We start from the raw sequence: 13579 nt of genomic DNA, 5'->3' as shown, positions 1-13579 counted from the left end.
GTCACTACTGGTGACCATGATTCATTCGGTTGTCTGAAAGCGGCCTCGTGGCGTTGACGGATCGCCCGGACCTCTCGGCAAGAAGGAGGCGTAGCTCACATTCGTTACAAATCGGACACCCGGGTCTTGCATACTGAAACAGGTCCTCGCGTTACGGCGCGGCTCGGCTAGGCTCGGTCCATCATGCGTTTCGGGCTGCTTCTCCTTAGCTGCCGCGGCGAGGGTCTGTAGTCGTAGGCCGGCCCCCTCCCCGCGGAGTTTGGTGTTGCGGTTTTCACTACCGCCGTCGGCCGTCCCAGCGAACTACACGCGGACACGCGAGGAGCCCAACGCCATGAGCCAGCAGCCTTTTGTCGGTCGCCCCACGCCCATCACCAACGCGACCCACACCCAGAAGACCTCCGGGATGCCGATCCACAAGTACGGCTCCTACGAGCAGGTGGACATCCCGGACCGCACCTGGCCGGACGCCCGCGTCACCAAGGCCCCCCGCTGGCTCTCCACCGACCTGCGCGACGGCAACCAGTCGCTGATCGACCCGATGACCCCCGCCCGCAAGCGCGAGATGTTCGACCTGCTGGTGCGCATGGGCTACAAGGAGATCGAGGTCGGCTTCCCCTCCTCCGGCGAGACCGACTTCGCCTTCGTGCGCTCCATCATCGAAGAGGGCGCGATCCCGGACGACGTCACCATCTCCGTACTGACCCAGGCCCGCGAGGACCTGATCGAGCGCACCGTGGAATCGCTGGTCGGCGCCAGGCGCGCGACCGTGCACCTGTACAACGCGACCGCCCCGACCTTCCGCCGGGTCGTCTTCCGCGGCTCCAAGGAGCAGATCAAGCAGATCGCCGTCGACGGCACCCGCCTGGTCATGGAGTACGCCGAGAAGCTGCTGGGTCCCGAGACCACCTTCGGCTACCAGTACAGCCCGGAGATCTTCACCGACACCGAGCTGGACTTCGCCCTGGAGGTCTGCGAGGCGGTCTGTGACGTCTGGCAGCCGTCCGAGGGCCGCGAGATCATCCTGAACCTGCCCGCCACCGTGGAGCGCTCGACGCCGTCCACGCACGCGGACCGCTTCGAGTGGATGGCCCGCAACCTGACCCGCCGCGAGCACATCTGCATCTCCGTTCATCCCCACAACGACCGCGGCACCGCCGTGGCCGCCGCCGAGCTGGCCCTGATGGCCGGCGCCGACCGCATCGAGGGCTGCCTGTTCGGGCAGGGCGAGCGCACCGGCAACGTGGACCTGATCACCCTGGGCATGAACCTGTTCTCGCAGGGCATCGACCCGCAGATCGACTTCTCGCAGATCGACGAGATCCGTCGCACCAGCGAGTACTGCAACCAGATGGAGGTCCACCCGCGCCACCCCTACGCGGGCGACCTGGTCTACACCGCCTTCTCCGGCTCCCACCAGGACGCCATCAAGAAGGGCTTCGACGCCATGGAGGCCGACGCGGCCGCCGCCGGCAAGACCGTCGACGACATCGAGTGGGCGGTCCCGTACCTGCCGATCGACCCGAAGGATGTCGGCCGCTCGTACGAGGCGGTCATCCGGGTCAACTCGCAGTCCGGCAAGGGCGGCATCGCGTACGTCCTGAAGAACGACCACAAGCTGGACCTGCCGCGCCGCATGCAGATCGAGTTCTCGCGGATCATCCAGGCCAAGACCGACGCCGAGGGCGGCGAGGTCACGCCGAAGGCGATCTGGGACGTGTTCGCGGACGAGTACCTGCCCAACCCCGAGAACCCGTGGGGCCGCATCCAGCTGCGCTCGGGCTCGACGGCCACCGACAAGGACGGTACGGACACGCTGACCGTCGAGGCGGTCGTGGACGGCGTGGAGACGGTCCTGAACGGCACCGGCAACGGCCCGATCTCCGCGTTCTTCGACGCGCTGGCCGGCATCGGCGTCGACGCCCGCCTGCTGGACTACACCGAGCACACGATGAGCGAGGGCGCCTCCGCCGTGGCCGCCTCGTACATCGAGTGCGCGATCGACGGCCGCGTCCTGTGGGGCATCGGCATCGACGCCAACACCACCCGCGCCTCCCTGAAGGCGGTCATCTCCGCCGTCAACCGCGCGGGCCGCTGACCGCTCGTCCGTGGCCCCCGTCCCTCCTCGCGCAGGGGCGGGGGCCGCGTCGTTCCCGGGTTCAGCGGGCCAGGTAGCCGCCGTCCACCGGGAGCACCACCCCGGTCACGAAGGAGGCGGCGTCCGAGGCGAGGAAGGCGATGACCCGGGCCACCTCCTCCGGCTCGCCGAGCCGCCCCATCGGGTGCGCGGCGGTCACCTCTTCGAGGTACTCCGGGCCGCCCGGCTCGTCGCGCAGCGCCACCACCCGCTCCGTCCGGATGGTTCCCGGGGCCACCGCGTTGACCCGGATCCCGTGAGCCGCCCACTCCACCGCCAGGTGCTTGGTCAGTCCCGACGCCACGAACTTCGCCGGCCCGTAGGCCGCCTGCCGGGCCTGCCCGGCCACCCCGGAGATCGAGGAGACGCAGACCAGCGCGCCGCCGGGCGGATCCTGCGAGGTCATGGCCTCGATCGCGTACTTGCAGGTCAGGAACATGCCCCGGCCGTCGACCGCCATGACGCGGTCCCAGTCCTCGGGGCTGGTCTCCCGTACGTCCGAAAGGGGCAGCACCCCGGCGTTCGCCACGGCGACGTCGAGCCTCCCGTACGCCTCCACGGCCGCGTCGACCATCGCGCGGTTGGCCCGCGGATCGGAGACGTCACCCGTCACGACGGCGATGCGCAGGCCCTCGGCGGCCAGATCCGTACGCAGTTCCTCGACCCCGGGGCCATCGATGTCAGCCGCGGTGACGCGGGCCCCGGAGCGGGCCAGCAACCGGGCGGTGGCCTTGCCGATACCGCTCGCGGCACCGGTCACCAGACAAGACTTCTCGTTCACGCCGCCGAGCGTAGGGAAAAGCGGAGGGCGCCGGGGGCGCAGTTCGGCCAAGTCCCCCGGGTGGCGCAGGTTGTCTTGTCACACGACTGACGGATCCTCACCGATGTGGCTAACATCACGCCAAACCGGCGATGTTGCCGGCTGGTGACGGAGGTGCGACGTGCTGCCAGTTCGGGGTGGGGACGGCCGGAAGCTGACGGTCTGGGGGATCCGTACCACCTGGAGCACCGTGGGCGACGGGGAGTTCTTCTGCCCCGACTGCGGCGGCGACCGCAACTACCGCCGACGCATCGGGCGGCGGCGCTTCACGGTCCTCGGCGTGCCGTTGCTGCCGCGCGGACAGGCCGGGCCGATCGTCGAGTGCCAGGCCTGCCGGGAGCGCTACGACACCGAGGTCCTGGACCACCTCACCACCCACCGGTTCACGGCGCTGCTGCGCGACGCCGTGCACACCGTGGCGCTGGCCGTGCTGGCGGCGGGCGGGACGGCCTCGCGCAGCGCGCTGGAGGGCGCCGTGTCGGCCGTACGGTCGGCGGGCTTCCAGGACTGCACGGAGGAGCAGCTGGAGTCCCTCGTGGAGGCGCTGGCGACCGACGAGGGTCGGCTCGGCCTGTACGACGGCCCGGAGTGCTGCGGGGCCGCGCTGTCGATAGAGCTCCACGAGGCCCTGGAGCCGCTGGCCCCGCACCTGGCCGCGCCGGGCCGGGAGTCGATCCTGCTCCAGGGCGCCCGGATCGCCCTCGCGGACGGCCCGTACATCCCGGCCGAGCGCGAGGTGCTGGCCACGGTGGGCGCGGCGCTGCGGATGAGCCCGGACGAGGTGTCCCGGCTGCTGTCGGCGGTACGGGCGACCGGGGCGTAGCCCGGGACGAGGTAACGATCCGGCCTCACGGGGCCTGAACCGGCATGCCGTGCCGTCCGTGCGAGGGGTGGAGCTGATCGCTCCGGGCTCATGTGACGCACCGGCCGGACACGCGGAACCAGCTGCCCGGGTTTGCGGGGCCGAACGGCCGCGAACCCTGTACGCGCAGGTCAGGCCGTGGGCGCTTCACGCTCGTGGGGCAGGAGCGGGGTGTTCACCCGACGCGCGCCCATACGGCGTCGCCGCTGCGCCCGCCATTGGGCGAACCTCCAACGCTGGGGCCACCAGACGTCAACAGTTTGTGGAAGTCGACGATATCTGTGAGCACGCCCACAGGCGTTCAATTCCGGTCACACGACGAGACGCCGGCGGAAACACCGCGGGGCTTCGATTCACGTGATCGCACTGACAACCCTGGCGGACCAACGGGATAGCGACCCACTCCGACCAGGGATAACCAGATTCCTCTCGATTACCTACCTCTTGAAGGGCAAGGCAGAGATGGCACGTGTCGCCGCCCGGCTTTCCGCCAGTGGAGAGCAGAGCACGCACCCGGTCGACGAGGTGCTCCCCCTCCCCAAGCTCGCGCTGTACGGCTTCCAGCACGTACTCGCCTTCTACGCCGGCGCGGTGATCGTCCCGATCATCGTGGGCGGCGCCCTCGGCCTCACCACCGAGCAGCTGGTCTACCTGATCAACGCCGACCTGCTCACCTGCGGCATCGCCTCGATCCTGCAGGCCTGGGGCATCGGCCGGATCGGCGCCCGACTGCCGCTGATCCAGGGCGTCACCTTCACCGCGGTCTCCCCGATGATCGCCATCGGCCTCGGCGCGGGCGGCGGAACGGCCGGCCTGCTCGTCATCTACGGCGCCGTCATCACGGCCGGCATCGCGACGTTCGCCTTCGCCTGGCTGCCCCCCAAGGCCTTCCGCGCGGTCATGCGGCTCTTCCCGCCGGTCGTCACCGGCACGGTGATCACCGTCCTCGGCATCGTGCTGATCCCCGTCGGCCTCAACGACGCCGCGGGGGGCCTCGGCAGCCCCGACTTCGGCGACCCGAAGAACTTCGCGTACGCCGGCGGCACGATGCTCTTCATCCTCGTCCTGATGAAGCTCGGCAAGCCCTTCCTCTCCAGCATCTCCATCCTGCTCGGCCTGGTCGGCGGCACCGTCGTCGCCTTCCTGCTCGGCGACGCCAAGTTCGGCGACGTGGGCAACTCGGACTGGATCGGCGTGACCACCCCGTTCCACTACGGAGCCCCGAAGTTCGCCTGGTTCCCGATCCTGCTGATGCTCATCGTCATGCTGATCACCATGGTCGAGACCACCGGCGACACGTACGCCGTCGGCGACATCGTGGGCAAGGAGATCGACAGCGAGACCGTGGCCCGCGCCCTGCGCGCCGACGGAGCGGCGACCGCCCTCGGCGGCGTCCTCAACTCCTTCCCGTACGTGGCCTTCGCCGAGAACGTCGGCCTGGTCCGCATGACCAAGGTCAAGAGCCGCTTCGTCGTGGTCGCCGCGGGCGTCTTCATGATCGTGCTCGGCCTGATCCCGAAGGCCGCCGCGATCGTCGCCGCCGTCCCGCACGGGGTGCTCGGCGGCGCGGCGACGGTGATGTTCGCGATGGTGGCCCTGGCGGGCATCCAGACCCTGGCCAAGGTGGACCTCAAGGAGGAGAAGAACGCCCTCGTCGTGGGCGTCTCCCTGGCCTTCGCGCTGCTCCCGGCGACCGTCCCGGTGCTCTTCAAGGACCACATGGACGCCGACCTGTCCTCGCTGCTCAACAGCGGTGTGACCCTCGGCGCCACGGCCGCGATCGTACTGAACCTGATCTTCAACGGCCTCGGCAAGGGCGACCCGCACGCCGCCGCCCCCGCCGATCCGCCCACCGCGCTGCCCGCCCAGGCGGCCGCCGCCCCGGCCGACGCGGAGAAGGCCGACGGCGAAAGCGCCGCGGCCGAGAAGGCGGACGACGCCGCGACGCCCGCCCCCTGACCCTCCCAAGGGGTGACGGCCCTGCGTCCGGACCCGTGTCCGGACGCAGGGCCGCCGCCGCGCCCGCACAGGCGACAATGGGCCCATGAGTCTGTTCCGCGACGACGGCATCGTGCTGCGCACCCAGAAGCTGGGTGAGGCGGACCGCATCATCACGCTCCTCACCCGCGGCCACGGCCGGGTCCGGGCCGTCGCCCGCGGGGTGCGGCGTACGAAGTCCAAGTTCGGGGCCGGGCTGGAACCTTTCTCCCACGCCGACGTGCAGTTCTTCGCCCGGGGCAGCGAGCTGATCGGCCGCAGCCTCCCGCTCTGCACCCAGACGCAGATCATCGCCCCCTACGGCAACGGCATCGTCACCGACTACGCCCGGTACACCGCGGGCACCGCGATGCTGGAGACCGCCGAGCGGTTCACCGAGAACGAGGGCGAGCCCGCCGTACAGCAGTACCTGCTGCTCGTCGGCGCCCTGCGCACCCTCTCCCGGGGCGAGCACGAACCGCACCTGATCCTGGACGCCTTCCTGCTGCGCTCGCTCGCCGTCAACGGCTACGCGCCCAGCTTCGACGACTGCGCGAAATGCGGGATCCACGGCCCCAACCGGCACTTCTCCGTCGCCGCCGGCGGTGTCATATGCGGCGACTGCCGCGTCCCCGGCAGCGTCGTACCCTCATCGGAGGCCATCGCCCTCCTCAGCGCCCTGCTGACGGGCGACTGGAGCCACGCGGACGCCTGCGAGGCGCGTCACGTGCGGGAGGGCAGCGGGCTGGTCTCGGCCTATTTGCACTGGCATCTGGAGCGCGGGCTACGCTCCCTGCGATACGTCGAGAAATAGGAGCTGGACACATGGCACGACGCGGGATTCTGGGACGCTCTCGCCGGGAGTACAAGGTTCCCGAGCCGCACCCGTCCGGTGAGCGCCCGCCGAAGATCCCCGGCGAACTGGTCCCGAACCACGTCGCCGTCGTCATGGACGGCAACGGCCGCTGGGCCAAGGAGCGCGGCCTGCCCCGCACCGAGGGCCACAAGGTCGGCGAGGGCGTCGTCCTCGACGTGCTCAAGGGCTGCCTGGAGATGGGCGTCAAGAACCTCTCCCTGTACGCCTTCTCGACGGAGAACTGGAAGCGCTCGCCCGACGAGGTCCGCTTCCTGATGAACTTCAACCGCGACGTCATCCGGCGCCGCCGGGACGAGATGAACGAGCTCGGCATCCGGATCCGCTGGGTCGGCCGCATGCCGAAGATGTGGAAGTCGGTCGTCCAGGAGCTCCAGGTCGCGCAGGAGCAGACCGTCGACAACGACGCGATGACCCTGTACTTCTGCGTCAACTACGGCGGCCGCGCCGAGATCGCGGACGCGGCTCAGGCCATCGCCCGCGATGTCGCGGCGGGCAGGCTGGACCCGTCGAAGGTCAACGAGAAGACCTTCGCGAAGTACATGTACTACCCGGACATGCCGGACGTGGACCTCTTCCTGCGCCCGAGCGGCGAGCAGCGCACCTCCAACTACCTGCTCTGGCAGAGCGCGTACGCCGAGATGGTCTTCCAGGACGTGCTCTGGCCGGACTTCGACCGCCGCAACCTCTGGCAGGCCTGCCTGGAGTACGCGCAGCGCGACCGCCGGTTCGGCGGCGCCGTCCCGAACCAGTCGGAGGGCTCGGCCGGCTGACCGGACCGTAGGCTCTGCCGTCATGAACACGAATGACGAGGCGGTTCGGCGGGACGAGCGGACGGTCGAGCTCGTCTACCGGACCTCCACGGCGGACGTCGCGCGTGCGCTCCGCGCCCGCGACGCGCACACGGCCGCGGGGCGGCGCAGGCGCTGGGCGTTTCCCGTCGCCGGGACGTTCGGACTGGGCGTCGGCGTGCTGGAGATGGTGACCGACGGCGCCGTCACCGGCCCGGCGCTGGGCCTCGTGGCCGCCGGCGCGCTGCTGTGGATGATCACCCTGTTCGGCCCGCGGCTCCAGGCGCGGGCCTTCCGGGGGCTGCTGGAGAAGGCGGGGGAGACCCGGGCCGTCGTCGACGGCTCGGGCGTCCTGGTGGCGACGGCGTCCTCCGAGACGCGCATCGGCTGGGCCGCGCAGCCGACGTACGCGGAGACGGCCGACGCGTTCGTGATGCTGAGCGACGACAAGGGGGCGGTGGCCATGACGGTCCTGCCCAAGCGGGGCATCCAGGCCCCGGCCGACGCCGACGGCCTGCGGGCCCTCCTGGACGCGAACCTGCGCCGGCTCTAGGCGGAGGCGGCGGCGCAGTCGGCGCAGGTGCCGAAGATCTCCACGGTGTGCGCGACGTTGACGTAGCCGTGCTCGGCCGCGATGGACTCCGCCCACTTCTCCACCGCGGGTCCCTCCACCTCGACGGCCTTGCCGCACTTGCGGCAGACCAGGTGGTGGTGGTGCTCCCCAGTGGAGCAGCGGCGGTAGACGGACTCGCCGTCGCTGGTCCGCAGGACGTCGACCTCGCCGGCGTCGGCGAGCGACTGGAGGGTGCGGTACACGGTGGTCAGGCCCACGGAGTCACCGCGGTGCTTGAGCATGTCGTGCAGCTCCTGGGCGCTGCGGAACTCGTCCACCTCGTCCAGCGCCGCGGCGACGGCCGCCCGCTGCCGGGTGGATCGTCCTCGTACTGGCGCGGTCTCGCCAGGCGCAGTCGCCACCGGTTCCTCCTCGTGTCGGTCTCGGCCCATTGTGCCAGGCGACCGATCGGCCCGAACTAGACCTTTACGTCGTCACGGGTACAGATCTGCTCGGCGGCGCGGGCCGCGTTCGCCCGGCGCCGGGCGAGCGGGGCGGACAGGGCCGTCATCACCATGAAGACGCCGATGGCGAGCAGCACGATCGTGGCGCCCGACGGCGCGTCGATGTAGTACGTGGCGGCCGTGCCGGTCAGCGCGACGGTGAGGCTGATCGCCATGCCGAGGCCGAGCGTGGCGGCGAAACCGCGGGTCAGGCGCTGCGCGGCCGCGACCGGGATCACCATCATGGCGCTGACGAGCAGCAGGCCGACGATCCGCATCGCGACGGTGACGGTGACGGCGGCGGTGATCGCGATCAGCAGGTTCAGCGCCCGCACGGGCAGGCCGGTGACGCGGGCGAACTCCTCGTCCTGGCAGACGGCGAAGAACTGGCGGCGCAGGCCGACGGTGACGGCGAGGACGAAGACCGCCAGGATCACCATGGCGACGACGTCCGAGGGCGCGACGGTGGTGATCGAGCCGAACATCGACCCGAGCAGCATGGCCGTCGTTCCGCCGCCCACGTTGATGATCATGACGCCGCCGGCCAGGCCGCCGTAGAAGAGCATCGCGAGCGCGACGTCGCCGCTGGTCTTGCCGCGGGCCCGGATCATCTCCATGCCGATGGCGCCGAGCACCGTGACGAGCGTGGCCATCCACACCGGGCTGGTGTTGAGCACGAAGCCCAGCGCGACGCCGGTCATGGCGACGTGGCCGAGGCCGTCGCCCATGACCGCCTGGCGGCGCTGGACGAGGTACGTGCCGATGGCCGGGGCGGTCAGTCCGACCAGCCCGGCGGCGATCAGCGCACGCACCATGAAGGGGTCCTGGAGGAGGTCCATCAGCTCAGCAGTCCCGTCCGGAGGGGCTCGGCGTCGTGCGCCGCGTGCGGGTGTACGTGGTCGTGGCCGGGCAGGGCGTGCTGCCCCACGGCCTCCGGCGGCGGCCCGTCGTGGACGACGCAGCCGTCACGCAGGACGACGGCGCGGTCGATCAGCGGCTCCAGCGGGCCCAGCTCGTGCAGGACGAGCAGCACGGTCGCGCCGGCGGCCACCTGCTCGCGCAGGGCGTTCGCGAGGACCTCCTGGTTGGCCAGGTCCACGCCCGCCATCGGCTCGTCCATGATCAGGAGTTCGGGTTCGACGGCGAGGGCCCGGGCGATCAGCACGCGCTGGTGCTGGCCGCCGGAGAGGGCGTTGACCGAGGCGTCGGCGTACCCGCCCATCTCCACCAGCTCCAGCGCCCGCGTGACGGCGGCCCGGTCGGCCTTGCGCGGGATCCCGAAGCGGGAGCGGGCCAGCCGCCCGGAGGAGACGACCTCGCGGACGGTGGCCGGGACGCCGCTGGCGGCGGTGGTGCGCTGCGGGACGTACCCGATGCGCGACCACTGGCGGAACCGCTTGAAGCCGGTGCCGAACAGGGAGAGCTCGCCGTCGCTCAGCGGGACCTGGCCGACCACGGCGCGAACGGCCGTGGACTTGCCGGAGCCGTTGGCGCCGAGCAGGGCGACGACCTCGCCGCGGCGGACGGTGAGGTCGACTCCGCGCAGCACGGGGCGCGAGCCGAGCGAGGCCGTGGCCCCGCGCAGGGATATGACGGGCTGCTCGGCCGCCGTCGCGGCTGTCGCGGACTCCATGGCTCGCGCCTCCGTTGCTGCTACTGCTGCCATCACTTGGTGCCGAGCGCCTTCTGCAGGTTCTTCAGGTTGGAACGCATGACCTCGAAGTAGTCGGCGCCCTGGGACTTGTCACTGATGCCCTCGAGAGGGTCGAGGACGTCGGTCTTCAGGCCGGTGTCCGAGGCGAGGCTCTTGGCCGTCTTGTCGCTGGCCAGGGTCTCGAAGAACACGGTGGACACATTGTCCTTCTTCGCGATGGCCTGGAGATCCTTCATCCGGGCCGGGCTCGGCTCGGCCTCGGGGTCGACGCCGGAGATGCCCTCCTGCTCGAGGCCGTAGCGCTCGGCGAGGTGGCCGAAGGCGGAGTGGGTGGTGATGAAGGTCTTGGTGGCCGTGTTCTTCAGGCCGTCCTCGAACTCGGTGTTCAGCGCGGTCAGCTTGGCCACGAGTTCCCCGGTGTTCTTGCGGTAGTCCGCCGCGTGGCCGGGGTCGGCCTTCTCCAGGGCCGCGCCGACGCCCTTGGCGACCTCGGCGTACTTCACCGGGTCGAGCCAGACGTGCGGGTCCTTGCCGTCCTCGCCGTGGCTGTGGCCGTGGTCGTCGCCGTGTCCCTCCTCGCCCTCGTGGGAGTGGCCGGCGGCGCCGTGGGACTCCGTCGAGGTGAGGGCGGCGGCGTCGACGACGGTCTTCACGCCGGACTGGGCGACGGCCTTGTCGACGGCGGGCTGAAGGGACTTGAGGTAGAGCACCACGTCGGACCTGCCGAGCCGGCTGGTCTGCTTCGGGGTGATCTCCAGGTCGTGCGGCTCGACACCCGGCTTGGTCAGGGTGGTGACCTGCACGTGGTCCTTGCCGATCTGCTCGGCGAGGAACTGCATGGGGTAGAACGACGCCGTCACGCCGAGCTTGCCGTCCGCGCCGCCGTCGGCCCCGGCTCCGGAGCAGGCGGTGAGGGCCGCCGCACCGAGGGCGGCGACCGCGGCGAGGGCGGCGTTGGGTATGAGGCGTCGTACGTTCATGACATCCATTTTCATCAAAGATGGAAACGATTGTCAAAAACCCTGGTGGGCGGCCGGGCGTAGGGTCGTGGAAGGGGATCCCGATTTGAAAGGGAGGGTGCGGGCGCCGGTAACCTGAGGCATTCGCCGTTCGTCCTCGTAATGAAGAGAGCACCGTGGCCGCCGACAAGATCGAAACCATCGTCAGCCTGAGCAAGCGCCGTGGCTTCGTTTTCCCGTGCAGTGAGATCTACGGCGGCTCCAGGGCTGCCTGGGACTACGGCCCGCTCGGTGTCGAGCTGAAGGAGAACATCAAGCGCCAGTGGTGGAAGGCGATGGTCACCGGACGTGAGGACATCGTCGGTATCGACTCCTCCGTGATCCTGGCCCCCGAGGTCTGGGTGGCTTCCGGCCACGTCGCGACCTTCTCGGACCCGCTGACCGAGTGCACCTCCTGCCACAAGCGCCACCGCGCGGACCACCTGGAAGAGGCGTACGAGGCCAAGCACGGCCGCCTGCCCGCCAATGGTCTCGCCGACATCAACTGCCCCAACTGCGGTGTGAAGGGCCAGTTCACCGAGCCCAAGCAGTTCTCCGGCATGCTGGAGACCCACCTCGGCCCGACCCAGGACACCGGCTCGAAGGCGTACCTGCGCCCCGAGACCGCCCAGGGCATCTTCACCAACTTCGCCCAGGTCCAGACCACTTCGCGCAAGAAGCCGCCCTTCGGCATCGCGCAGATGGGCAAGTCCTTCCGCAACGAGATCACTCCGGGCAACTTCATCTTCCGCACCCGCGAGTTCGAGCAGATGGAGATGGAGTTCTTCGTCAAGCCGGGCGAGGACGAGCAGTGGCAGGAGTACTGGATGGCCGAGCGGTGGAACTGGTACCGCGACCTCGGCATCCGCGAGGAGAACATCCGCTGGTACGAGCACCCGAAGGAGAAGCTGTCCCACTACTCGAAGCGCACCGCCGACATCGAGTACCGCTTCAACTTCGGTGGCAACGAGTTCTCCGAGCTCGAGGGCGTGGCCAACCGCACCGACTTCGACCTCAAGGCCCACTCCGCCGCCTCCGGCCAGGACCTCACCTACTTCGACCAGGAGGCCGGTGAGCGCTACACCCCGTACGTCATCGAGCCGGCGGCCGGTGTCAACCGCGCCATGCTCGCCTTCATGCTCGACGCGTTCAACGAGGACGAGGCCCCGAACGCCAAGGGCGTCATGGAGAAGCGCACCGTGATGCGCTTCGACCCGCGCCTGGCGCCGATCAAGGTCGCCGTCCTGCCGCTGTCCCGCAACCCGCAGCTGTCGCCGAAGGCCAAGGGCCTCGCCGCCGACCTGCGCAAGAACTGGAACATCGAGTTCGACGACGCGGGCGCCATCGGCCGCCGCTACCGTCGCCAGGACGAGATCGGCACGCCGTTCTGCGTCACCGTCGACTTCGACACCCTGGACGACAACGCGGTGACCGTGCGCGAGCGCGACACCATGAAGCAGGAGCGCGTCTCCCTGGACCAGATCCAGAGCTACCTCGGCAGCCGTCTGCTCGGCTGCTAGGTTCCGCACCTGAACGACCGGTGGCCCGGCGCGCACTGCGCACCGGGCCACTGTTGCTTCCGTCGTCCGCCGCGCCTACGAGGCCGCGGCTCCGGCCGCCTCGGCGGCGCGGCGCTCGCCCTCGCGCTGCGAGCGCTTGCCGTAGAGCGCGGTCCACACGGCCAGCATGCCGAGCACCGCGTAGATCATGATCGGGCTGATGATCACCATCGTGTCGGTGGGCAGCGCGTACGCCAGGGCGATCCGCACCGCGGCCTCGGCGATGTAGGCCACGCCCCACACCGTGGTCATGACGGTGAGCGTCCGGCGGAAGCCCTCGTACTGCCACAGGCCGTTCCACCACGCGGTGCTCTCGGGCGTGCCGTCGGTGGCGAACTTCCGGCCGAAGTAGAACATCAGCGGACGCGGCGCGAGCAGGGTCGCCAGGCAGAGCGCCCCGAACAGCCCGGTCACCCCGGAGTCCTTGATCAGCAAGGCCCGGGCCGAATGGGCGCCGATCAGCGAGACGACGGCCGTGATCACCAGGAACACCATGGTGATGATGGCGAACTCGTCGACCTTGCGGCGCCAGGCCACGCTGATGGCGGTGTCGAGCACGGACCAGGCGCTGCTGGCCAGCAGCGCCCCGAACTCACTCCAGCCATGGTCGCGCAGCTGGTTGTACGTGATGATCGGCGCGACCACGTTGAGACCGATGGTCAGAATCCAGCCGAGCGCCGCCGCGGAACGAGAGCGGGCGGGCGGTTCCGGGCGGTCGCCCGAAGGCTCTGGAGCGGACATGGTTCCCCCTGAGAAGTGCCTGATGAGATGTGATCGGGGGGAACCTAGGGCAGGTGTGCGGCTCTGCGACAGGGCCCCCGCCCCAAATGATCACCAAGCTGTCCGGAATT

General features: G+C 70.0%; 13 protein-coding genes. 7 read left to right on the top strand and 6 right to left on the bottom strand.

Annotated features, from left to right (window positions below):
• Positions 1 to 334: 334 nt before the first annotated feature.
• Positions 335 to 2098: a 2-isopropylmalate synthase gene (leuA, locus tag OG982_RS08775; protein WP_266788157.1), complete on the top strand. Its 1764-nt coding sequence runs from the start codon at positions 335 to 337 to the stop codon at positions 2096 to 2098.
• A gap of 61 nt (positions 2099 to 2159) precedes the next feature.
• On the opposite strand, the gene OG982_RS08770 is transcribed toward leuA, so the two are convergent.
• Positions 2160 to 2918 carry an SDR family NAD(P)-dependent oxidoreductase gene (locus OG982_RS08770; RefSeq protein ID WP_266788158.1) on the bottom strand — a complete coding sequence of 253 codons (759 nt, stop codon included), beginning with the start codon at positions 2916 to 2918 and terminating at the stop codon, positions 2160 to 2162.
• A 160-nt stretch (positions 2919 to 3078) separates the two neighbouring features.
• On the opposite strand from OG982_RS08770, the gene OG982_RS08765 reads away from it, so the two are divergent.
• From OG982_RS08765 to OG982_RS08745, 5 genes are all read left to right on the top strand, one after another.
• Positions 3079 to 3780: a TerB family tellurite resistance protein gene (locus tag OG982_RS08765; protein WP_266788159.1), complete on the top strand. Its 702-nt coding sequence runs from the start codon at positions 3079 to 3081 to the stop codon at positions 3778 to 3780.
• A 501-nt stretch (positions 3781 to 4281) separates the two neighbouring features.
• Positions 4282 to 5778 carry a nucleobase:cation symporter-2 family protein gene (locus OG982_RS08760; protein ID WP_266788160.1) on the top strand — a complete coding sequence of 499 codons (1497 nt, stop codon included), beginning with the start codon at positions 4282 to 4284 and terminating at the stop codon, positions 5776 to 5778.
• Positions 5779 to 5863: 85 nt separating this feature from the next.
• Complete coding sequence (recO, locus tag OG982_RS08755; protein WP_266788161.1) at positions 5864 to 6610, top strand: DNA repair protein RecO; 747 nt, start codon at positions 5864 to 5866, stop codon at positions 6608 to 6610.
• Positions 6611 to 6621: 11 nt separating this feature from the next.
• Positions 6622 to 7443: an isoprenyl transferase gene (locus tag OG982_RS08750; RefSeq protein ID WP_266788162.1), complete on the top strand. Its 822-nt coding sequence runs from the start codon at positions 6622 to 6624 to the stop codon at positions 7441 to 7443.
• Positions 7444 to 7465: 22 nt separating this feature from the next.
• The gene (locus OG982_RS08745; protein ID WP_266948243.1) at positions 7466 to 8014 is read left to right on the top strand and encodes a YcxB family protein; all 549 of its coding nucleotides are present in this window, start codon (positions 7466 to 7468) and stop codon (positions 8012 to 8014) included.
• Here OG982_RS08745 and OG982_RS08740 read toward each other — a convergent pair.
• The 4 genes from OG982_RS08740 to OG982_RS08725 are packed head-to-tail and all read right to left on the bottom strand — an operon-like array spanning position 8011 to position 11151.
• Entirely contained in the window at positions 8011 to 8436 is a 426-nt protein-coding gene (locus tag OG982_RS08740; RefSeq protein ID WP_266788164.1) for a Fur family transcriptional regulator, read from the bottom strand. The genes OG982_RS08745 and OG982_RS08740 overlap by 4 nt on opposite strands.
• A 56-nt stretch (positions 8437 to 8492) precedes the next feature.
• Positions 8493 to 9356 (bottom strand): metal ABC transporter permease, encoded by an 864-nt coding sequence (locus OG982_RS08735; RefSeq protein ID WP_266788165.1) that lies wholly within the window; start codon positions 9354 to 9356, stop codon positions 8493 to 8495.
• Positions 9356 to 10150, bottom strand: a complete 795-nt coding sequence (locus OG982_RS08730; protein ID WP_266788166.1) for a metal ABC transporter ATP-binding protein — start codon at positions 10148 to 10150, stop codon at positions 9356 to 9358. Before OG982_RS08730 ends, OG982_RS08735 begins: the two co-directional genes overlap by 1 nt.
• A 32-nt stretch (positions 10151 to 10182) precedes the next feature.
• On the bottom strand, positions 10183 to 11151 hold the full coding sequence (locus OG982_RS08725; RefSeq protein ID WP_266788167.1) for a metal ABC transporter substrate-binding protein: 969 nt from the start codon (positions 11149 to 11151) through the stop codon (positions 10183 to 10185).
• A gap of 155 nt (positions 11152 to 11306) precedes the next feature.
• On the opposite strand from OG982_RS08725, the gene OG982_RS08720 reads away from it, so the two are divergent.
• Positions 11307 to 12689 carry a glycine--tRNA ligase gene (locus OG982_RS08720; protein ID WP_266788168.1) on the top strand — a complete coding sequence of 461 codons (1383 nt, stop codon included), beginning with the start codon at positions 11307 to 11309 and terminating at the stop codon, positions 12687 to 12689.
• Between the two features lie 75 nt (positions 12690 to 12764).
• On the opposite strand, the gene OG982_RS08715 is transcribed toward OG982_RS08720, so the two are convergent.
• A complete protein-coding gene (locus OG982_RS08715) occupies positions 12765 to 13469 on the bottom strand; it encodes a VC0807 family protein (protein WP_266788169.1) in 705 nt (234 codons plus the stop codon).
• Positions 13470 to 13579 lie beyond the last annotated feature (110 nt).

Source organism: Streptomyces sp. NBC_01551 (assembly GCF_026339935.1).
Classification (GTDB): Bacteria; Actinomycetota; Actinomycetes; order Streptomycetales; family Streptomycetaceae; genus Streptomyces.
Note: the sequence above shows the minus strand (reverse complement) of the source record. Positions and strands in the feature narration are given on the sequence as shown.